Origin of the sequence: Noviherbaspirillum phoenicis (assembly GCF_047237965.1) — a bacterium.
GTDB lineage: Bacteria > Pseudomonadota > Gammaproteobacteria > Burkholderiales > Burkholderiaceae_D > Noviherbaspirillum_A.
This window is the reverse complement of record NZ_JBDFLX010000001.1, coordinates 4,004,722-4,024,875: the sequence shown is the minus strand read 5'-3', so window position 1 is coordinate 4,024,875 and position 20,154 is coordinate 4,004,722. Positions and strand designations below refer to the sequence as shown.

The following is a 20,154-nucleotide window of genomic DNA, read 5'->3' as shown; positions in this document are numbered from 1 at the left end:
CGCATCAGCGGCTTGCCACTTCCACGGCGCGGTAGCTTTCGAGCAGGCGGTCGAAACCGACCTGCGCGCGGCCAACGCTGCCGGGGCGCTTGATGAAGCGTGCATCGTGGTGCAGCGCCAGCACCAGCCCATACATTTCATACACCATCTGCTGCGGGTCGGTATCGGGGCGCAGGTGGCCGCACTCGACCGCCTGCTCCACGCAGCGGCGCAGCGCGTCCTGCCATGCCCTGACCATGCCGACCAGCTCCTCGCGGATCGCGCCCGGCCGGTCGTCATACTCGGCCGCGCCGCTGATGTAGATGCAGCCGGAAGCGATTTCCATCGTCACCCGCTTGACCCAGCGCGAGAACATGCTTTGCAGGCGCGGCAGGCCGCGCGGTTCCTGCATGCTGGGATAGAACACCTCCTGCTCGAAGTGGTGGTGATACAGCTTCAGTACTTCGATCTGCAGGTCTTCGCGCGATCCGAAATGGGCAAATACGCCTGATTTGCTCATGTTCATCTTGTCGGCAAGCAGGCCGATGGTCAGGCCTTCGAGGCCGTCGCGGCTTGCCAGGCCAAGCGCTACGTCAAGGATCGCTGCGCGGGTCAGTTCGCCCTTGCGCATGAATTTCGGTGTCGTGTCAGTCATGATGGAACTCAGTGAGTCCTGTAAAAAACGATGGGAACAGAAACGAACTGAATGCGAACGTTCGTACTATTATGCAGCCACTTCTAAATGTCAAACTGCAACCTAGAGTGGCTGTTCTAGAGATTTGGTTCTATGCGGCAATGCAGCATGGGACCGTTGTGCGGGTCAGAAACGGCTGATCAGGCGGCGGTCGCGCTTGGTCGGGCGGCCCTTGATGTCGGCGCCCGGCTCACGGAAATAGCGCCGGTCTTCGGCAGCCTTGGCGCGCCGTTCGACGCTGCCTTCGGTTTCCTCATACAGCGCCTGCGCAAAGTTGGCGGCACGCCGCACGTCCGACAATTCCTTCACCACCACTTCCCATTCGGTCGAACCGTTATCGACTTCCACCCGGTCGCCTGGCTTGACGCCACGCGCCGGCTTGACACGGTCGCCGTTGAGCTTGATCTTGCCGCTGTCGACGGCATCGGTCGCCATGCTGCGGGTCTTGAAGAAACGGGCCGCCCACAGCCACTTGTCTATTCGTACACTTTCATTCGTCATTTCTCTGGTCCATAAGCTAATCCCCCTTGTATATCGCGGTTTTTACGCGATTTTCAATAATTTGTACGAATATCGCTCATCGGTTTATGCGTACAATCGCTGTCTGATGCATCCATGCAACTCTTCCACCGATCCAGGAGGCACAGGCCTTGTCCGATACCGATCCGCAACAACTGAGGAGCCTGCTGGCCGCCGTGGCCCGCCGGGATGCGGCCGCCTTCCGCGCGCTCTATGACGCCACATCGCCGAAACTGTTTGGCTTCGCGCTGCGTATATTGAACAGGAAGGAACTGGCGGAAGACGTGTTGCAGGAGAGTTTCGTCAGCGTCTGGAACAATGCCGGCAGCTACCAGGCCGGCCTGGCAGCGCCGATGACATGGATGACCACCATCGTGCGCAACCGCGCCTACGACCTGCTCCGCCGCATGGATGCGACAGTGGAGATCGATGCCGACACCTTTGACAAGGATGTGATGGAAGCCCTCGAAAGCAGCGACCCCAGCCCCATTGACGTGCTCAGCATGGATGCCGAGGCCAGGGCGCTGGCGCATTGCTTTTCCCGGCTGGAAGGCCTGCACCGGCAAGCCATCGCGCTGGCCTTCTACCACGACCTGTCGCACAGCGAAGTGGCGCAGCAGATGAAGCTGCCGCTGGGCACGGTCAAGACCTGGGTGCGGCGCGGGCTGGAGCGGCTGCGCACCTGCCTGACCCGGCTGGAGGGCGCATGAATATCGAACGCAATCCGGAACTGCTGGACCGGCTGGCCGCCGAGTATGTGCTGGGCACGCTGCGCAACGGCGCGCGCAGGCGCTTCGACACCCTGCTGGCGCGCCATGCGGCCATGCGGCGCGTGGTGGAGCAATGGCAGGACAGGCTGTGCCCGCTGGCGCAGTTCGCGCCGGCAGAGGCGCCGCGGCCGCAGGTATGGGACAACATCGCGCGCGCCACCGGCATCGCGCCGCAGCCTTCCGGGTGGATGTCGCGGCTGCGCGAGAGCCTCTCCTTCTGGCGCGGCCTTGGTTTGACGTCCAGCGCGCTGGCCATGGTGCTGGCGGCCGTGCTGCTGACGCAGCAGGCGGGCGTTCAGGCGCCGCCGTCCTTCGTTGCCATGCTGGCCGACGACAAGTCGCAGCCGGTGGCGGTGGTCACGGGCGACGCCCGCCGCCATCAGCTGACGGTGAAGCTGGTGGCGCCGCAGACGGTGGCGGCCGACCGCAGCCTGGAACTGTGGGCCGTGCCGAAACAGGGCAATCCGCGCTCGCTGGGCCTCTTGGCCGCCGATGGCAGCATCACCCTGCCGTTGCCGGAGAATGCCACGCCCGACACGGTGGCGCTGCTGGCGGTGACGGTGGAACCCAAGGGCGGCTCGCCCAAGGCCGACGGCCCGACCGGGCCCATCGTGTTCAAGGGCGCCTGGCTGCGCATCTGAAACGGCGCCAGCCCGTCAGGTATAGCGCCCCATGGTGATGAGCCGCATCAGGCCGCGGTAGATCAGGAAGGCGGTGCCGTACCAGGCCCGCCGGTGCCACGGCGTGTTGCGGAATTCCTCGGCATGGACCGGCACCGCGTCCCGGACGCCGTGGCGGATATGGTCGCGCAGCGCATGCGCGAACTCTGCATCCTTGACCACGATGTTGGCTTCCTGGTTCACGAACAGCGAAAAGCCGTCGTAGTTGCTCGAACCCACGGTGGCCCATTCATCGTCGACCACGGCCACCTTGCCGTGCAGCTGGGTCTTCTGGTACTCGAAGATTTTCACGCCATGTTCCAGCAGCTTGGGATAGTAGGAGCGCGCCACCGCGTCCTGCATCCTGAACTGCCCCACGCCCAGCAGCAGCGTCACATCCACGCCCCGCTCGGCGGCGCGGCACAGCGCGTCGCGCATCTTGCGTCCCGGCGCGAAATACGGATTGGCCAGCCAGGCGCTTTCCCGCGCGTGGCCGAGCGCATGCATGTAGGCGCGCTGGATGGTGCGGCGGTTGCGCAGGTTGTCGCGCACCACCAGCGCCGCGAAGGCCGGCGCATTGACGTTCTCGACATGGGTGGTGCGCAGCTTGCGGATGCGCTCGATGCGCTGCTTCAGGTCCAGCTTGCCCAGCCTGGCCCACTGGGTCGTGACCTCTTCATGGATGGCGGCCACCAGCGGCCCGGTGATGCGCACGCCGAAGTCCCAGCGCGGCGCCGGCAGCGGCATGGCCGAGTCATCGTCCGAGATCAGGTCGTCATTGATGTTCAGGCCGCCAAGGAAGGCGACCTTGCGGTCGATCACACAGATCTTGCGATGGGTGCGCGCCACGCCGCGCCGGAAGAAGGGGTTGAAACTGCGATGCTGCACGCCGCCGGCCTGCAGCCTTTCCTTGAGCTTCCTGGTGTGGGTGTTGCCGGTGCCGGTCCAGTCGGTGATCACGTGCACCCGTACATGGCGCTTCGCGGCCCGGATCAGCGCTTCCTCGATGCGGTGCGCGGTGGGGTCGTCCGCGAAGATGTAGGTTTCCAGGTAGATCTCGGAAGCCGCGCCGTCGCATGCCGCTTCCAGTTCCGGAAAGAACTCCGCGCCGCAGTGCAGCAGGGTCAGCCTGTTGTTGGCGGTGTAGGAAACCGGTCGCATGGATTACCGCCTGAAATAAGTCACGTTCACCGCTAACGCCATTCCCTGCCTTATGCCAGCTCAAGCTCCGCGACGATGGGCGCATGGTCGGACAGGCGGCTCCACAGGATGCCGTGCATCACCTTGGCCGACGCCACCTTGAAGCCGCGCACATAGACGCGGTCGAGCTGCAGCAGCGGCATCGCCGCCGGGAAAGTGCGGGCCGGCTGGATCTTGGGGCCGCGGCCGGCCAGCAGGCGCAGATAGGTGCCGAAGCCGCGCCGCGACAGGTTCTCGTCGAACACTTCGGTCACGCCGAGGCCGGCGCGCAGGGTGTCGCTCAACTTGTTGTTCCAGTCGTTGAAGTCGCCGGCGATGATCACCGGCGCCCCCGGCGGCGCGGACGACGACACGGCGTCGATCAGCGCGTCGGTCTGGCGCTTGCGGCTGCCGGCGAACAGGCCCAGGTGCACCACGTAGCAATGCACGCTGACATCGTTGCACTGGATCACGCAATGCAGGATGCCGCGCGATTCATAGGCATGGTCGGACACATCCTGGTTGCGCGAGGATGCGATCGGAAAGCTGCTGACCAGCGCGTTGCCGTGATGGCCGTGGTCATAGACCGCGTTGACACCGTAGGCGCAATGCTTGTCCTCGCCGGCGAAGAACTCGTGCTGGCTCTGGCTGGGCCAGTTGGCCGCATGCTTCAAGGCCAGCAGGTCATGCCTGCCCTGCACTTCCTGCAGGAATATCACGTCGGCTTCCAGTGCCGACAGGGCTTGCTTGAGCGCATGGACACGGGGCCGGCTTCCTATCGTCGACACGCCCTTGTGGATGTTGTAAGTGGCTATGCGCAGCTTCATGAGGTGATCCTGTTTTCGTTAATGCGGTCTGCTCTCCATCGTGAACATGGCGATGCGTTGCGGCAGTTGCAATATCGCTTCCGCGTTGGACGGCGAAAAACACTTGTCCGCCGCCTCCCGGTACGGCAGCCAGACGTAGTCGCGGTGCTCGCGCGGCGCCAGCGTCACCGGGATGTCGCGCGCCACCTGAAGGCTGAATACATGCTCGGTATTGCGCGTCACGTCCGGCGCATAGCGGTGCTGCCATACGGGATAGATGTCATAGACATTCGAAAGTTGCCAATCATGCAGATGATTCTGCGCAACGACGATGCCCGTTTCCTCCATCACCTCGCGCGCGGCGGTCAGTGTCAGCGGCTCATCGACCGTGTCCTTGCTGCCCGTCACCGACTGCCAGAAACCGGGATTGGGCGTGCGCTCGATCAGCAGCACGTCGAGCGCGGCGGTATGGATCACGACCAGGACCGATTCGGGAATCTTGTAAGGCTTGTGTTGCATGGCGGCGGCATGGGACGGAGGGAGAAGTATAGCCGGCCTGGCAAGTTTGAGGATGCGGCGCGGGCGCGTCCCCGACAGCGAACGCGCCCGCTATTGGCCCGGGTCAGGCCAGGTCGAACACCAGCACCTCGGCATCGGCGCCGTCGGCCAGCGTCAGCAGCGCTTCATCCGACACCTTCAGCGCATCGCCTGTCTGCAGCGCTACGCCGTTGGCCGTGACGCTGCCGCGCGCCACGTGCACATAGGCGCGTCGCCCCGGCGCCAGCTTCAGTTCGGCCGACTCGTCGCCGTTGAACAGGCCGACAAACAGACGCGCATCCTGGTGGATGGTGACGGAGCCGTCGGCGCCGTCGGGACTGGCCACCAGGCGCAGGCGACCGCGCTTGTCGGCGGCGTCGAAGCGCTTTTCCTCGTAGCCGGGAGCGATGCCGCGCACGTTCGGCTCGATCCAGATCTGCAGGAAATGGGTCTGCGCCTGGCTGGCATGGTTGAACTCGGAGTGGCGGATGCCGCTGCCGGCGCTCATGCGCTGCACATCGCCCGGGCGGATCACGCTGCCGTTGCCGATGCTGTCCTTGTGGCCGAGTTCGCCTTCCAGCACATAGGTGATGATCTCCATGTCGCGGTGGCCGTGGGTGCCGAAGCCGCTGCCGGGCGCCACGCGGTCCTCGTTGATCACGCGCAGCGCGCCGAAGCCCATGTGCTGCGGATCGTGGTAATCGGCGAACGAAAAGCTGTGCCAGGAGTCCAGCCATCCATGGTTGGCATGACCGCGTTCGTTGGCTTGGCGTACTTGGTTCATCTGGTCGCTCCTTGTGTTGATGTTGATTGGATGTGAAGCACTATATCCCTTTGAAGACGAACGAATAAGGGCATAATGCTGTACCTTTCGTTCAAATTTTCTGAACCTCTTTTCCTGATGAACCTGACCCTGGAATCGCTGCGCATCCTGGACGAGATCGACCGCCGCGGCAGCTTTGCCGCCGCCGCCGCCGCGCTCGACCGGGTGCCGTCGGCACTGACCTATACGGTGCGCAAGCTGGAGGACGACCTCGACGTGCTGCTGTTCGACCGGCGCGGCCACCGCGCCCAGCTGACCTCGGCCGGCGAGGAACTGCTGGCGCAGGGCCGGCACTTGCTGCAGGCGGCCGAGGCGCTGGAACAGCGGGTCAAGCGCACGGCCGCGGGCTGGGAAGCGGAATTGCGCATTGTGGTCGACAGCGTGATCCCGTTCCAGCGCCTGCTGCCGCTGCTGGAGGATTTCGGCCGCGAGCAGCCGGGCACCCGGCTGCGGCTGTCCTCGGAAGTGCTGTCGGGCGTCTGGGAAGCGCTGCTGACCGACCGGGCTGATCTGGCCATCGGCGCCGCCTATGACGGTCCGGAAACCATGCGCATGAGCAGCGACTTCCGTACCCGCCTTCTGGGCGGCATCGACTGGGTGTTCGCGGTGGCGCCGACCCACCCGCTGGCCGGCGAGCCCGAGCCGCTGCCGGCCGAACGGATACAGCGGCACCGGGCCGTGGCCGCCGGCGATACCGGGCGCATGCTGCCCGGCATCACCGCCGGCCTGCTGACCGGGCAGGACACCCTGACCGTGCCCTCGCTCGACGCCAAGCTGGCCGCGCAACTGGCCGGCCTCGGCTGCGGCCACCTGCCGCGCATGCTGGCCGCGCCCTACCTTGCCAGCGGCGCGCTGGTGGAAAAGCGCACGGTCGAGTCCAAGCCGGCCGGCGCCGCCCACCTGGCCTGGCGCAGCGGCGCCCGCGGCAAGGCCCTGAAATGGTTCCTCGCCAAGCTGTCCGAACCCGACACCAAACATCGCCTGCTGGAAACCGCATCATGAATGCAAGCTCTTATCGCGGCCGCTTCGCGCCCTCGCCCACCGGCCCGCTGCATGCCGGCTCGCTGGTGGCGGCCATGGCCAGCTTCCTGGATGCCCGCGCCCATGGCGGCGCCTGGCTGCTGCGCATCGAAGACATCGACGAGGCGCGCGCCCTGCCCAAGGCGGCGCAGGCCATCATGCAATGCCTGCAGGCGCATGGCATGCAGTGGGACGGCAAGCCGCTGTGGCAGAGCCGGCGCAAGGCGCTGTACCAGGCTGCGTTCGAGCGCCTGGGCGATGCGGTCTATCCCTGCGGCTGCAGCCGGCGCGAGATCGCCGATTCGCGCCTGGGCGTGGCCTCCGACGGCGCCGCGGTCTATCCGGGCACCTGTCGCCATGGCCTGGCGCCCGGCCGCACTCCGCGCGCCTGGCGGCTGCAGGTGCCGGACCAGGTGATCCATTTCAACGACCGCTGGATCGGGCCAGTCAGCCAGCGCCTGGCCACCGAAGTCGGCGACTTCGTGCTCAAACGCGCCGACGGCTACTGGGCCTATCAGCTGGCGGTGGTGGTGGACGATGCCGAATGCGGCATCACGGACGTGGTGCGCGGCGCCGACCTGCTCGATTCCAGCGCCCGCCAGATTTACCTGCAGCGGCTGCTGGGATATCCGACGCCGCGTTACATGCATGTGCCGGTGCTGCAGAACGAGCGCGGCGAGAAGCTCTCCAAGCAGACCGGCGCGGCGGCGCTGGACGACAGCCGCCCGCTGGAGGGCCTGATGCAGGCGGCCGGTTTTCTGGGACTGGGGTTGCCACGCAGGGAAACCGTGGCGGAATTCTGGGAGGCGGCGGTGGCGCTATGGCGCGACCGCCATGGCGTGCTGGCGGGGAATTAGAGCGCTTTCAGCCTGACTGGCCTGTCACGGGCACAAGGCCCATCACAGGCTCCGGCCTCAGCGCTTGGGCAGGCCGCCCAGCAGGGCTGCGCGCTTCTGCGGCTTGGCCGCCGCGTCCTGCGGCTCGTTGGCCGGCTGCGGCGTCGACGGGCTGGGCTCGTAAGGCTTCAGGAACCACGGATCGACCTTCTCGCGGCGCGGCGCATAGCCGCTGCTGCGGGGCGCGGCGGAACGCACTTCGCGTCCGCCCTGCTCGCGTGCGCCCTCGTCGCGGCGCGGCCTGCGCTCGGCACGCTCGCCAGAGCGCTCGCCGTGATGCGCACGCGGCGTGAAGCCGTCCAGCGCGGCGGGCGCCAGCTTGGCGCGGATCAGCTTCTCGATATCCTGCAGCAGCCGCGCGTCCTTGTCGGAGTACAGCGAGATCGCATCGCCCGAGGCGCCGGCGCGGCCGGTGCGGCCGATACGGTGCACGTAATCCTCGGCGTTATAGGGCAGGTCGTAGTTGATCACGCACGGCAGGTCGGAAATGTCCAGCCCGCGCGCGGCCACGTCGGTTGCCACCAGCACGTCGACGCCGCCGTTCTTGAACGCTTCCAGCGCGGCCATGCGCTCGTTCTGGGTCTTGTCGCCGTGGATGGCGGACGCCTTCACGCCTTCCTGCTCCAGGTGGCGGGCCAGGCGCGAGGCGCCGATCTTGGTGTTGGAAAACACCAGGATCTGCTTCAGGTCGCGGCCGCGGATCAAGTGCAGCACGGCATCGCGCTTGTCGTCCTCGGCCACCTTGTAGACGGTCTGGGTGACGCGCTCGGCGGTGGCATTGCTGCGCGCCACCTCGATGGTGACCGGGTCGTTCAGGAAGCTCGACGCCAGTTTCTTGATTTCCGGCGAGAAGGTGGCCGAGAACATCAGGTTCTGGCGCGCCTTGGGCAGCAGGTTGATGATGCGCTGCAGGTCCGGCAGGAAACCCATGTCCAGCATGCGGTCGGCCTCGTCCATCACCAGGATCTGGGTCTGCGACAGGCTGATGGTCTTCTGCTGCACATGGTCGAGCAGGCGGCCCGGCGTGGCGATCACGATCTCGACGCCGGCGCGCAGGGCGGCCGTCTGCGGCGCCATGTCGACGCCGCCGAACACGACGGTCGAGCGCAGCGGCGTGAAGCGGCAGTAGGCCTTGACGTTTTCCGCCACCTGGTCGGCCAGTTCGCGCGTGGGCGTGAGCACCAGCGCCCGCACCGGATGGCGCGCCGGCGAGGCGCTGCTGCTGGCATGCGCCAGCAGCAGCTGGATGATGGGCAGGGAAAAGCCGGCGGTCTTGCCGGTGCCGGTCTGGGCAGCGCCCATCACGTCGCGCCCTTGCAGCACGACCGGAATTGCGGCCGCCTGGATAGGCGTCGGATGCGCATAGCCCTGCTCGGCGAGCGCCTTCAGTATGTCTGGCGACAGGCCGAAATCTTCAAAGCGGATGGGTGCCGCGGGGGTTTGCGCGGCTGCAGACTGAATGTCGGACATGGTATGGGTGGGTTCCGGAGCAAGCGAACTGCACCAAAAGATGGGAAAAGTAGGGAACATCGGATTATACCGCGATTTGATGAACGCTTAAGCCGGGCGCGCCACTGAGCCTGATGGTGCCAGTGCTGGCGTTGCCTGCCATTGCCGCCCGCCGTGCGCCGCCTTCCCCATCCAATCCCCTCAGAGGTGCCTCATGCATACAGGCTGCAAGCGTCTATCCTTCATTGCCGGCGCAGCGCTGCTGACCGCAATAATTTCCCTGCCGGCCCATGCGGCGCCAGCCGTGCCATCCGCGCAGACTGTGAAACGCCAGGTCGAGCCGGCAATCAAGGGCCTGATGAAGCAATACGGCATTCCCGGCGCCAGCGTGGCCGTGGCTTATCAGGGCAAGATAGTCTATCAGGGCGGCTTTGGACTAAGCGATGTGGCTGCCGGCGAGAAGGTCACTGCGCAAACGCGGTTTCGCATCGCCAGCGTATCCAAGGCGCTCACCGCGGTCACGGTGCTGCGCCTGTTCGAGCCGTCCCTGCCGGCGGCGCTGGACCGGAAGGTGTTCGGGCCGCAGGGCCTGTTGCCGGACGCCGCCTTTCCCGAATACGCCAAGCCGAAGGATGCGCGGGTACTGGACATCACCTTGCGCGACCTGCTGCAGCACACCTCGGGCTGGGGCATCGACGGCTACGATCCGCAGTTCGACCTGGTCAACGTGGCGCGGGAAATGGGCGTTGCCGCCCCGGCGTCGCCGCGCACCATCATCGCCTACATGCTCAGGCACCACGACCTCGGCGCCGCGCCCGGCACCCAGGCCATGTACAGCAACTTCGGCTACAACATACTGGGCCGCATCATCGAGCACAAGACCGGCAAGCCCTATGTGCAGGCGGTGAAGGACACCGTGCTGCGTCGCGCCGGGGCCGAGGCGATGTTCATTCCGGCGGCAAGCGGCGCCATCCGCATGCCCCACGAAACCGTTTATTACGATTACCCCAACGCAGAGCTATCCAGCAGCGTGAATGGCAGCGGCCGCAAGGGCCCGGCCTCGTATGTCGGCCTGGACTTCAACAGCATGGACGCCCATGGCGGCTGGGCGGGAACGCCGACTGACCTGGTGCGGTTCGCGCTGGCGCTGCGGGGCAAGGATGGCAAGCCGGGGCTGCTGTCGCAGCAGACCATGAAGCTGCTCTCGCAGCGCAGCCCGCGCTTCCCGGACTCGCAATACGGCCTGGCGTTCAACGTGCTGGACGAACATGGCGTGCGCATCCTGGAGCGCCCGGGCGCGCTGGTCGGCGGCACCTACGCCATCGTCCAGATGCGAGACGACGGCTGGACCTGGGCGCTGGCGCTGAACCGGATGCCGATCTCGGACCCGGTCAACCTGAGCATGGACAAGATCGCCATCGACCTCACCAAGGCCAGGGACGATGTCAGCAAGGCAGTCGATGCGATCGCCAGGTTCGGCAAGCCCGGTGCGGCAATGGCATTGCGATGAAACCGCTTGTCTGCCTTCCCTTCCTGAAGCGCCTCCAGAATGGCGCCGCGTTGGCCGTGATGTGCTGCGTCGCCCTGCCGCCCGGCTGCGATGGCAATGCCGAACAGCGCGCGCTGAACGAGTCGCTCAACAGCCGGGTCGGCGCGGCCATGCGCGGCATCATGACGCGCAACGACATTCCCGGCGGCAGCATCGCGGTGTCGCACGACGGCATGCTGGTCTTTCGCAGCGGCTATGGCCGCGCCGACGCCACCTCGGGCGCCGCGGTGTCCGTCGATACCCTGTTTCGCATCGGCGCGGTATCGACCGCCCTGACCGGTGCGGCCATCCTGAAGCAGTTCGAGGCGGAATTGCCGGAAGCGCTGGATTACCGGGTATTCGGCGGCGCCGGGCTGCTGCCCGATGCCGCCTTCGCCGACTGGCTGCCGCGCCGCGACCGCCGCGTCACCGACATCCGCCTGCGCGACCTGCTGCTCAACACGGCCGGCTGGCAGATCGACGACTACGACCCCTATGCCGACCTGGCCGGCATCGCCCGCGCGATGGGCACCGCCGCGCCGGCCAACGCCCGCACCGTGGCCGGCTACATGCTGCGCCAGCGCCAGCTCGGCGCTGACCCGGCGAGCAAGGCGCAGGCGAGCAGCGTCGGCTACAACCTCCTGGGTCGCATCATCGAATACCGCAGCGGCACGCCCTATGCGCAGGTCATGCAGCAATTGGTGCTGCAGCCCACCGGCGCCGTTGGCATGCGCATCGCCGGCGCCGACGCGGCCAGCCGCCTGCCCAATGAAGCGACCTACTACGACCGCCCGGGCACAAAGCCGGTGCTGGCGCAGGACGGCAGCCAGCGGCGCGGCGCGCCGGCCTATAACGGCATGGTGTTTTCCACCGCCGATGCGCAGGCGGGATGGCTGGCCACGCCCACCGACCTGGTGCGCTTCGCAACCGGCCTGGGCGGCAATGAAAACGTGGGGCCGCTGCTGCAGAAGAAAACGCTGGCCTTGATGGCCAGCCGCGACCCGCGCCTGGCCGATTCGCCCTATTCACCGGGCTGGGACGTGCGCAGCGAAGCCGGCGTAACCATCCTGCAGCGCAGCGGCCCGCTGCCCACCGGCTCCTACGCCTTCCTGCAAACCCGCAACGACGGCTGGACCTGGGCAGTGGCCTTCAACCGCATGCCGGACCAGGCCGATATCGCCACCGCCATCGCCGAACTGGAAGCGGCGGTGGTCGGTGCATCGGCGCAGCAATAGGCACATCATCGATGACCCCGTGCCTGCTCAGAGCGCGGAAGCTGGCCGGAAGCACGTCAAAGCCGGCCGGATACGCGCTTTCTTGATCCGCCTTCGTTTTTTCCGCAAAACTTTTCCTTACCATGGACCATGCCCGGCCGATTGGCCGGGCCGCATACACGGAGGCAACCCATGAAAGCACAGGACATCATGAGCAGGCGGGTCATCACGGTACGGCGCGACAGCGGGCTCAGGGACGCCATCGCGACCATGCTGGAACATGGCATCAGCGGCCTGCCGGTGACGGACGAGAACGGCGCGCTGGCCGGCATGCTGACCGAGGGCGACCTGCTGCGGCGCAGCGAACTGGGCACGGAACGGCGGCGTCCGCGCTGGCTGGAATTTTTGATCGGCCCGGGCAAGCTGGCCGCCGAATACACCCATGCGCATGGCCGCACCGTGGCCGATGCCATGAGCGAGAGCCTGCATTACGCCACCCCCGACATGCCGCTGCAGCAGGTGGTGGACATGATGGAGAAGCAGCGCATCAAGCGCGTGCCGGTGCTGGAAGACGGCCGGCTGGTCGGCATCATCACCCGCGCCAATCTGCTGCGCGCCCTGGCGCTGGCCGCGCCCTCGCTGCCGTCGGTATCGCCGTCCGACGCGCAGATACGCCGGCAGCTGGAAGCGGAACTGGCGGCCAGCGCCTGGGCGCCGCGCTCGATGCTCGATGTGGCGGTGCAGAACGGCGAGGTGCATCTGTATGGCACCATCCTCGACGGGCGGGAGCGCGAAGCCCTGTGCGTGGCGGCCCGCAACATACCGGGCGTGACCGCCGTGCATGACCACCTGATCTGGTGCGAGCCGACCAGCGGCATGGTGGTGGAGGCACCGCCCGAGCCGGATCAGCCGGCCCCGGGGCAGCGCGGCGCCTGAACGTGGCTCAGGCGGCCAGCTTCCTGGCCAGTGCCCGCATCAGGCTTCCCAGCAGCGGCAGCTTGCCATACAGCTCTTCGGCGGCGTCCCAGTAGTCCCGGTGCAGCACCACCAGGCCGGCGCCATCGAAGCGCAGATGCGAGGCGCCCTGGATGCGCTGCTGCCGTTCCCGCAGGCCGAAGCGGGCGTTGAAGTGAAACTGCCAGAGCAGCACTGCGCTGCCCTCGCTGCCCTCGCCGCCCTCGCCGCCGATGCGATCCGTGACGATGAAGCGCGGCTGTCCGACCTGGCCGAACATGTGATGAAACACCTGCCCTATCGCGGGCACGCCGCGCACGTCGTTGAACGGGTCCTTGAAGCGGGCGTCGGCCGCATAGTAGTCGCCGATGCGGCTCACGCTTTCCGGCGTCATGGTCTCGAAATAGTCGGCCAGCCTGGCCAGCGCTTGCGCGGTCTCCATGGTGCTTCCTTCACAGTCCGGTAATGCGCCGCACCAGCGGGAAATACCAGCGGTACGGCAGGAGCGACAGCAGCTTCATCGGCAGCGTGAAGCGGCGCGGAAAATCGATTTCGAACGCGCTGCCGGCATAGCCCTTGAGTATTGCCTGGGCCGCCTGCTCCGGCGTGATCAGCGCGGGCATCGAAAAGTCGTTGCCGGCGGTGAGCGGCGTGGCGACGAAACCCGGATTGATCACCCGCACGCCCAGGCCCTTAGCCGCCAGGTCCAGGTACAGGGTTTCGGCGAAATTGATCAGCGCGGCCTTGGTCGGGCCATAGATCAGCGACTTCGGCAGGCCGCCGTAGCCGGCCACGCTGGCGACGAAGGCCAGCTGGCCGTGTCCCTGCCGCAGCAGGCAGGGCACGACGCATGCGGCAAACGCGACGGCGCCGCGCAGGTTGATGTCTATCATGCGGCTGGCGACATCGAGATCGAGCTCCCAGGCGCGCATCGGCTGGTAGTCGGCGGCGAGATAGACCGCCACATCGACGCCGCCCCAGCGATCCACCAGGAAGGCAGCGGCCCGCGCCAGGCTGGCCGGATCGGCTGCGTCGCATGGCAGCACCAGCGCATCGGCCGCGTCGGGCGCGTTGCCGGCAAGCTGCTGCAGCATGCTTTCCTTGCGTGCCGACAGCGCCACCCTGGCGCCACGCGCCAGCAATGCCCGCGCCAGCGCCGCGCCGATGCCGCTGGATGCGCCCAGCAGCCAGACCCGCCTGCCGCGCCAGTCGGTGATTGCCGGGTTCATGGCGCCGGCCGCTTCATGAAGCTCAGGGTGACGTCGCCGACATGGATGCCGAACTTGCTCACCGCCGAGCGGTTCAGCATCACCTTCTCGTCCACCAGGAACATCCAGTCGTCGACATCCACGTTCCACACCCTGCCATCGATCGGCAGCGCCAGCACGTAGCGCCAGTGCAGCGCATTGCCCGCGGTTTCGCCGCGCGCCGGCCCGACCACATCGCCGGCACGGCCGGTAAAGCCGCGCTCGCCGTCACGGCGGATGGTCCATACCCGGCGCGACGTGGTGCCGTCGGACCAGCTGAAGCGTTCATCCAGCGTGCCCACCTGTTCGCCGTCGCGCCCGGTCCAGCTGGCCTCGATCACCACATGGAAGCGCTTGACGACTTCGCCCGAGCGCGACTGGAACATGCCCCAGCCATCCACGGTGCCGTTGAAATAGCGCGGCAGGTCCAGCACCGGCTGGGCCGCCTGGTAATGCGCGACCGGCACGCCGGCGCAGCCGCCCAGCAGCATGCACAGGGAAGCGGTGGCAAGCAGTTTTTTCATGTCCGGATCTCCAGTAATCTACGCCAGCGCCACGCAAGCGCGGCGGCCAGCAGCTTGAGCGCCAGCGGCAACAGGCAATAAGCGCCGGTCAGCGCGGCGCGGGCGGCCGGCCCGGTGGCGCCGGGCGCGTAACCCAGCCATGCCAGCGCCGGCAGGGCGATGCCGGCGGCCAGCGCCAGATTGAGCTTGGCCACCAGGTTCCACCAGCCGAAATAGGCGCCAGCCCCATGCGCCTGCCGCGCGCCGGCGTCGGCCTCAGCGATGTCGGCCAGCAGCGCCGCCGGCAGCGCCAGATCGGCGCCGAGCGCCAGGCCCGACAGCAGGCATACCAGGGCGAACAGCGCCACGTCACCCGCGGCGATGCCCAGCGTGCCGGCGAAGGCGGCCGCCGCCAGCAGCATGCCCAGCGTCCAGGCGCGCATGCGGCCCAGGCGTCGCGCCAGCCTGACCCACAGCGGCAGGCCGAGCGCGCCGGCCAGGAAGTACAGCGCCAGCAGCGGCCCGCTCCATTGCGGCGCCTGCAGCACGTCGGCGACGAAAAACAGCACCAGCGTGGCCGGCAGCGCGCCGGCAATGCCATTGACCGCAAACACTGCCAAGAGGCGTGCAAAGCGCGGATTGCGCCATGCCTGGCCCATGCCGGCGGCCAGGCGCGCCGGCGCCACGGCAACTCGCCCCGGCAGCGCCGGCGCACCGCGCCAGGCCAGCAGCGCGGCGCCTAGCACCAGCAGCGGATAGAGCCAGGCCAGCAGCGACAGGCCGCGCGCCAGGTCGGCCGACAGCAGCCCCGGCAGCGCTGCCGCCAGCACTATGCCGAGCAGGCCAAAGCCTTCGCGGCTGGCGGTCAGGCGGGTGCGTCCGGCGGCAGTGCCGCCGACTTCCGTGCCCCAGCTCTGGTGGACGATGGTGGCCAGCGAGAAACCGAGGAAGGTCAGCAGCATGAACAGCAGCAGCCAGGCGGCGGCGCCCTGTGACGGCGGGTGCATCAGGCCGAACAGGCCGCCGGCCAGCATTGCCAGCGCCAGCGCCAGCGGCGGGCCGCGCCGCGGCATGCGGTCGGTCCAGGCGCCCAGCAGCGGGTCGATGCCGGCATCGGCCAGGCGCGCCGCCAGCAGCAGCCCGCCCAGCAGTTCCAGCGACAGCCCCGCCTGCGCATAGCGCTGCGGCAGGTGGACATACAGCGGCAGGGCCGCCATCGCCAGCGGCAGTCCAAGCGCGCCGTAGCACAGCGTCTGGCGCAGGCCGGGCGCGGTGCTCATGAAGGTTTGCGCGGCGCTTGCAGCAACTGGCTGCGCAAGCCGGGGTTGCGGCTGTCCGGATGCAGCCAGATGGCGAAGAACCAGCGGCCGAATTCGGCATCGGCCAACTCGCCGCGCAGCCGGTCCTGGTGGAAGAAGCGCACGCCCTGGCCGGGAATGCGCACGCCGGTAATGCTGTCGCCCTTGCGCACATCAGGGAACAGACGCTGCAGCTGCGCTTCCCACTCGGGCAGCCGGGACGGATCGGCGCCCAGCCTGCGCATTTCCTCCATGCTTGCCTGCACCAGGCGCACGCCGGGAATGTCGCGCCGGTATGCCAGGCGCAGGGCCAGCGGCGCCTGCCCGGCATCATTGCCGGCCACGTACAGCGTGGCTTCGTACAAGGCGATGCCCAGCCAGCGCATTTCGCCGCTGCCCCAGCGGGTCCAGGCGCCGGGCGCAACGCCGGGATTGTCGCGGAGTGCATCGGGCAGGGCCAGCGCCGGCCCGTTCGCGCACAGCAGCGCACAGGCGGCGACGGCGGCCGTCACCGCACGGCGCCATGGAGCGCGCAGAATAGCCGCTGCCGGCCAGCCGTTCATGATGCGTGCCGCAGCTCGAACTGCATGACATCGGTGCAGCCGCTGTCGAAGCCGGCTTCGCAGTAGGCCAGGTAAAAGCGCCAGACGCGGTGGAAGCGCTCGTCGAAGCCCAGTGCGGCGACTTCGGTCCAGCGCTGCTCCACACTTTGCGCCCATGCGGCCAGCGTGCGCGCATAGTCCGGGCCGAAGGCATGGCTGTCGCTCAGTGCCAGCCCGGCGCGGCTGGCCTGCCTGGCAAAGGCCGACGGGCTGGGCAGCATGCCGCCGGGGAAGACATGCTGCTGGATGAAGTCGGTGCCGCGCCGATAGCGGGCAAACAGGTCGTCGCGTATGGTGATGCTCTGCACTACGGCGCGGCCGCCCGGCTTCAACAGTCGCTGCAGCGCGTTGAAGTAGGAAGGCCACCAGCGCTCGCCCACCGCCTCGAACATCTCGATCGACACGATATGGTCGAACTGCTCGCCGCCAAGGTCGCGGTAGTCGCAGAGCAGCAGCCTGACCTGGCCGTCCAGGCCGGCGCGCCGCATCCTGGCCTGCGCATATTCCAGCTGCGCCGGCGACAGCGTCACGCCCACCACCTCGACGCCCGCCTCGCGCGCCGCCACTTCGGCGAAGCCGCCCCAGCCGCAGCCGATTTCCAGTATCCGCTGGCCGGGCGATGCGCCCAGCCGCTGCAGGATGCGGCGGTATTTGGCCAGCTGCGCCTCGGCCAGCGGCCTGGCGGCATCGCCCTCGTACAGCGCGCTGGAATAGCTCATCGTGGGATCGAGCCAGAGACTGTAGAAGTCATTGCCCAGGTCGTAGTGGGCCATGATGTTGCGGCGCGAACCGGCCCGGCTGTTGTCGCGCACAAGGTGGCGCAGGCGCGCAGCCAGCAGGCGCCACCACTGGCCATAGACCGCATGGGCCAGCGCGTCGCGGTTGCTGGCCAGCAGCGTCAGCAGCGCGGCCAGGTCGGGACTGTGCCAGTCGCCGGCGATATAGGACTCGGCCAGGCCGATGTCGCCGCGCGCCAGCACCTCGTCGAACAGGCGCCAGTCGCTGATCTCGATATGCGCATGCGGCCCGGCCTGGTCGTCGCCGAAGCAGCAGTGCCCGCCATCCGGCAGGCGCATGTCCAGCCTGCCGTGGCGGAGGTTTTCCAGCATCTTCAGCAGGACAGCAGCACTACGCGGCAACGCGCCGATGGCGGCGGGCAGGCTGAGCATATGGTCCGGAGTGGTCATGGTTGTTTGTCGTTGAGCGGAGAAGGAGGTTGGCGGAAAAACGGCGCGCCCTTGCACCACAGCTTCAGTGCCTGCCAGTGGATGCGCAGCACGATCAGGAGCGTCATGAAGGGATAACAAAGCGCCGCACGCAGCACGCCCGGCGCGTCCAGCGCCACGGCCTGGCCGGACAAGGCGGTATGCAGCAGGTCGCCGGCGGCATCGGCATGCTCGATGCGGGCGAGCCGCCAGAATGGCGCGTTGTTCACGCTGCGGGAGTAGAAGCGGAAGCGGTAGTGGCCCTGCACTGCGAGAAACGGCGAGACATGGAAGGTCTTGGCCGCCTGCAGCGTTTCGCCCTCGGCCAGCGCTCTGCCGTCGTCATGGGCCAGCAGGTAGCGATGGCGCTGGCCGAAGGTGTTGCTGACTTCCGCCAGCACCGCCACCAGCGTGCCATCGGCCGCATGGCAGAACCAGAAGCTGACCGGATTGAACACGAAGCCCAGCATGCGCGGAAAGCATTGCAGCCAGATTTCGCCGTCGGCATAGAGACCCGACTGCGCCAGCAGCGCGCGTATCCATGGCAGCGGATGGCTGCTGTCGCGCGCGCCATGGTCGGCGTAATGAAAGCTCAGCAGGTTGAAGCGGTTGACGGAAAACAGCCGGTTGGCGCTGGCTTCCAGCGCCGATAGCGGCAGCAGGCAGAAGCAGACCGGGTAGACGAAGCGGTTGGCCACTGGCCGCAGGCGACGGTGCATCACTTGGCCCATGAACAGGCGCGGCGCCGGCTTCATGCCGCGCGCGCCTGTTCCACCGGGGCGGATTGCATCGCCGCGCCTTCCTGCCACGGCGCATGGCAGCCGAGCGCATTGGCCACCCGCAGCGCCGATTTCAAACCGTCTTCATGGAAGCCGTAGCCATTCCAGGCGCCGCACAGCCAGATGCCGTCTTGCCCCTGCCGCAGCGCCAGCTCCTCCTGGGCCGCGATGGCGGCGCTGTCAAACAGCGGATGGGCGTAATCGAACTCCGCCAGCACGGTGTGCGCAGCCGGTTCGCGGCGCGGATTCAGGGTCACGATGACCGGCGTGTCGAAGGGCAGCGGCTGCAGCCGGTTGATCAGGTAGGACACGCCCACGGGCGCCGCGCCGGACGCATCGCTGGCGGCCTGGTAATTCCAGGCCGACCAGAGCGCGCGGTTGCGCGGCAGCAGGCGCGGATCGGTATGCAGCACGGCGCGATTGGGCTGATAGCGGATCGCGCCCAGCAGGCGGCGTTCATCGGCGCTGGCGTCGGCGCCCAGCAGCGCCAGCGCCTGGTCGCTGTGGCAGGCCAGCACCACGTCGTCGAACAGCCGGCAGTCATGGTCGGTTTCCACCAGCGCGCCGAATTCGACCCGGCGCACCCGACGTACCGGCGTGGCCAGCCGGACATGGCCGATGCCGGCCGCCAGCTTGCGCACATATTCCCTGCCGCCGCCGACGATGGAGCGCCACTGCGGCCGGCCGAACACCTGCAGCAGGCCATGATTGCGGCAGAAGCGCACGAAGGTCGCCAGCGGATAGTCCAGCATCTGTCCCGCCGGGCAGGACCAGATCGCCGCCGCCATGGGTAGCAGGTACCAGTCGGCGAAGGCCCGGGAATAGCCGCCTTCCCGCAGGAAGTCGCGCAGCGTCATGCGGCCCTCCGGATGGGCTTGCAGCCAGGCCACGCTGTGGCGATTGAAGCGCAGGATGTCGGCCAGCATGCGCCAGAAAGCCGGCCGCAGCAGGTTGCGCTTCTGCCCGAACACCGTGCCCAGGCTGCTGCCGGCCCATTCCAGGTCGGGCTGGTCCAGGCTGACCGCGAACGACATGTCGGTCGCCAGGCTGTCGACCTGCAGGTGGTCCAGCATCGCGGTCAGGTTTGGATAGGTATGGTGATTGAAGACCAGGAAGCCGGTGTCGACCGGATGGCTGATGCCATCGACCTTCACATCCACGGTGTTGGTATGGCCGCCCAGATAATTGCCCGCCTCGTACAGCGTCACCTGGTAGCGCTGCGATAGCAGCCATGCGCTTGCCAGGCCCGCGATGCCGGCGCCCACCACCGCTATGCGCCTGCGGCCGCATTCAGCCTCTACCGCCCGTTTCCGGCCTGCGCCGGCCGGCCTGGCATCGTGTGGTCCATGCTCGCTCCCTCGTCATTAAAGTAATCGACTTTCGACCTTCGTCTCCCAGTTTGTCCATGACAAAACGGGCTGCAGCAATAGCCCGACGTTTCCATGCACTAGACGGCGCGGAATCCGGCGGATCTTCAAATTGTTATACGTGTC

22 protein-coding genes are annotated in these 20,154 nt (G+C 67.4%); 7 read left to right on the top strand and 15 right to left on the bottom strand.

Going from position 1 to position 20,154, the window contains the following annotated elements:
- Nucleotides 1–4 precede the first annotated feature (4 nt).
- On the bottom strand, nt 5–610 hold the full coding sequence (locus ABC383_RS17965; protein ID WP_194714154.1) for a TetR/AcrR family transcriptional regulator: 606 nt from the start codon (nt 608–610) through the stop codon (nt 5–7).
- A 189-nt stretch (nt 611–799) separates the two neighbouring features.
- Complete coding sequence (locus ABC383_RS17960) at nt 800–1,174, bottom strand: RNA-binding S4 domain-containing protein (protein ID WP_413015637.1); 375 nt, start codon at nt 1,172–1,174, stop codon at nt 800–802.
- A 149-nt stretch (nt 1,175–1,323) separates the two neighbouring features.
- On the opposite strand from ABC383_RS17960, the gene ABC383_RS17955 reads away from it, so the two are divergent.
- Nucleotides 1,324–1,902 carry a sigma-70 family RNA polymerase sigma factor gene (locus tag ABC383_RS17955; RefSeq protein WP_413015635.1) on the top strand — a complete coding sequence of 193 codons (579 nt, stop codon included), beginning with the start codon at nt 1,324–1,326 and terminating at the stop codon, nt 1,900–1,902.
- The gene (locus ABC383_RS17950) at nt 1,899–2,603 is read left to right on the top strand and encodes an anti-sigma factor (RefSeq protein ID WP_413015633.1); all 705 of its coding nucleotides are present in this window, start codon (nt 1,899–1,901) and stop codon (nt 2,601–2,603) included. Before ABC383_RS17955 ends, ABC383_RS17950 begins: the two co-directional genes overlap by 4 nt.
- A 15-nt stretch (nt 2,604–2,618) precedes the next feature.
- Here ABC383_RS17950 and ABC383_RS17945 read toward each other — a convergent pair whose 3' ends face one another.
- The 4 genes from ABC383_RS17945 to ABC383_RS17930 all read right to left on the bottom strand — a co-directional run bounded on the left by ABC383_RS17945 (nt 2,619) and on the right by ABC383_RS17930 (nt 5,927).
- A complete protein-coding gene (locus ABC383_RS17945; protein ID WP_413015631.1) occupies nt 2,619–3,782 on the bottom strand; it encodes a phospholipase D-like domain-containing protein in 1,164 nt (387 codons plus the stop codon).
- A gap of 50 nt (nt 3,783–3,832) precedes the next feature.
- Entirely contained in the window at nt 3,833–4,627 is a 795-nt protein-coding gene (locus tag ABC383_RS17940; protein ID WP_413015629.1) for an endonuclease/exonuclease/phosphatase family protein, read from the bottom strand.
- Nucleotides 4,628–4,645: 18 nt separating this feature from the next.
- The gene (gene nudB / locus ABC383_RS17935; protein ID WP_413015627.1) at nt 4,646–5,125 is read right to left on the bottom strand and encodes a dihydroneopterin triphosphate diphosphatase; all 480 of its coding nucleotides are present in this window, start codon (nt 5,123–5,125) and stop codon (nt 4,646–4,648) included.
- Between the two features lie 103 nt (nt 5,126–5,228).
- Nucleotides 5,229–5,927, bottom strand: coding sequence for a pirin family protein (locus tag ABC383_RS17930; RefSeq protein WP_413015625.1), 699 nt, complete (start codon nt 5,925–5,927; stop codon nt 5,229–5,231).
- A gap of 117 nt (nt 5,928–6,044) precedes the next feature.
- On the opposite strand from ABC383_RS17930, the gene ABC383_RS17925 reads away from it, so the two are divergent.
- Nucleotides 6,045–6,968, top strand: a complete 924-nt coding sequence (locus ABC383_RS17925) for a LysR substrate-binding domain-containing protein (RefSeq protein ID WP_413015624.1) — start codon at nt 6,045–6,047, stop codon at nt 6,966–6,968.
- On the top strand, nt 6,965–7,843 hold the full coding sequence (gluQRS, locus tag ABC383_RS17920) for a tRNA glutamyl-Q(34) synthetase GluQRS (RefSeq protein WP_413015622.1): 879 nt from the start codon (nt 6,965–6,967) through the stop codon (nt 7,841–7,843). Before ABC383_RS17925 ends, gluQRS begins: the two co-directional genes overlap by 4 nt.
- A 57-nt stretch (nt 7,844–7,900) precedes the next feature.
- Here the strand turns inward: gluQRS and ABC383_RS17915 are convergent, their stop codons facing one another.
- A complete protein-coding gene (locus ABC383_RS17915) occupies nt 7,901–9,352 on the bottom strand; it encodes a DEAD/DEAH box helicase (RefSeq protein ID WP_413015620.1) in 1,452 nt (483 codons plus the stop codon).
- A 193-nt stretch (nt 9,353–9,545) separates the two neighbouring features.
- Between ABC383_RS17915 and ABC383_RS17910 the strand changes: the two genes are divergently transcribed.
- From ABC383_RS17910 to ABC383_RS17900, 3 genes are all read left to right on the top strand, one after another.
- On the top strand, nt 9,546–10,841 hold the full coding sequence (locus tag ABC383_RS17910; protein WP_413015618.1) for a serine hydrolase domain-containing protein: 1,296 nt from the start codon (nt 9,546–9,548) through the stop codon (nt 10,839–10,841).
- Complete coding sequence (locus ABC383_RS17905; RefSeq protein ID WP_413015616.1) at nt 10,838–12,094, top strand: serine hydrolase domain-containing protein; 1,257 nt, start codon at nt 10,838–10,840, stop codon at nt 12,092–12,094. Before ABC383_RS17910 ends, ABC383_RS17905 begins: the two co-directional genes overlap by 4 nt.
- A 171-nt stretch (nt 12,095–12,265) precedes the next feature.
- On the top strand, nt 12,266–13,009 hold the full coding sequence (locus ABC383_RS17900) for a CBS domain-containing protein (protein WP_413015614.1): 744 nt from the start codon (nt 12,266–12,268) through the stop codon (nt 13,007–13,009).
- Between the two features lie 7 nt (nt 13,010–13,016).
- Here the strand turns inward: ABC383_RS17900 and ABC383_RS17895 are convergent, their stop codons facing one another.
- The 8 genes from ABC383_RS17895 to ABC383_RS17860 are packed head-to-tail and all read right to left on the bottom strand — an operon-like array spanning nt 13,017 to nt 19,929.
- Entirely contained in the window at nt 13,017–13,469 is a 453-nt protein-coding gene (locus ABC383_RS17895) for a nuclear transport factor 2 family protein (RefSeq protein ID WP_413015613.1), read from the bottom strand.
- A 10-nt stretch (nt 13,470–13,479) separates the two neighbouring features.
- On the bottom strand, nt 13,480–14,256 hold the full coding sequence (locus ABC383_RS17890) for an SDR family NAD(P)-dependent oxidoreductase (protein WP_413015611.1): 777 nt from the start codon (nt 14,254–14,256) through the stop codon (nt 13,480–13,482).
- A complete protein-coding gene (locus ABC383_RS17885) occupies nt 14,253–14,798 on the bottom strand; it encodes a DUF3833 domain-containing protein (RefSeq protein WP_413015609.1) in 546 nt (181 codons plus the stop codon). Before ABC383_RS17885 ends, ABC383_RS17890 begins: the two co-directional genes overlap by 4 nt.
- Nucleotides 14,795–16,057, bottom strand: coding sequence for an MFS transporter (locus ABC383_RS17880; RefSeq protein WP_413015607.1), 1,263 nt, complete (start codon nt 16,055–16,057; stop codon nt 14,795–14,797). The genes ABC383_RS17885 and ABC383_RS17880 overlap by 4 nt, the downstream gene beginning before the upstream one ends.
- A complete protein-coding gene (locus ABC383_RS17875) occupies nt 16,054–16,638 on the bottom strand; it encodes a chalcone isomerase family protein (RefSeq protein WP_413015605.1) in 585 nt (194 codons plus the stop codon). The genes ABC383_RS17880 and ABC383_RS17875 overlap by 4 nt, the downstream gene beginning before the upstream one ends.
- Entirely contained in the window at nt 16,635–17,864 is a 1,230-nt protein-coding gene (locus tag ABC383_RS17870) for a class I SAM-dependent methyltransferase (protein ID WP_413015603.1), read from the bottom strand. The genes ABC383_RS17875 and ABC383_RS17870 overlap by 4 nt, the downstream gene beginning before the upstream one ends.
- Nucleotides 17,861–18,637: a DUF1365 domain-containing protein gene (locus tag ABC383_RS17865; RefSeq protein ID WP_413015601.1), complete on the bottom strand. Its 777-nt coding sequence runs from the start codon at nt 18,635–18,637 to the stop codon at nt 17,861–17,863. Before ABC383_RS17865 ends, ABC383_RS17870 begins: the two co-directional genes overlap by 4 nt.
- Nucleotides 18,634–19,929 (bottom strand): NAD(P)/FAD-dependent oxidoreductase, encoded by a 1,296-nt coding sequence (locus ABC383_RS17860; protein ID WP_413015599.1) that lies wholly within the window; start codon nt 19,927–19,929, stop codon nt 18,634–18,636. The genes ABC383_RS17865 and ABC383_RS17860 overlap by 4 nt, the downstream gene beginning before the upstream one ends.
- Between the last annotated feature and the right edge of the window lie 225 nt (nt 19,930–20,154).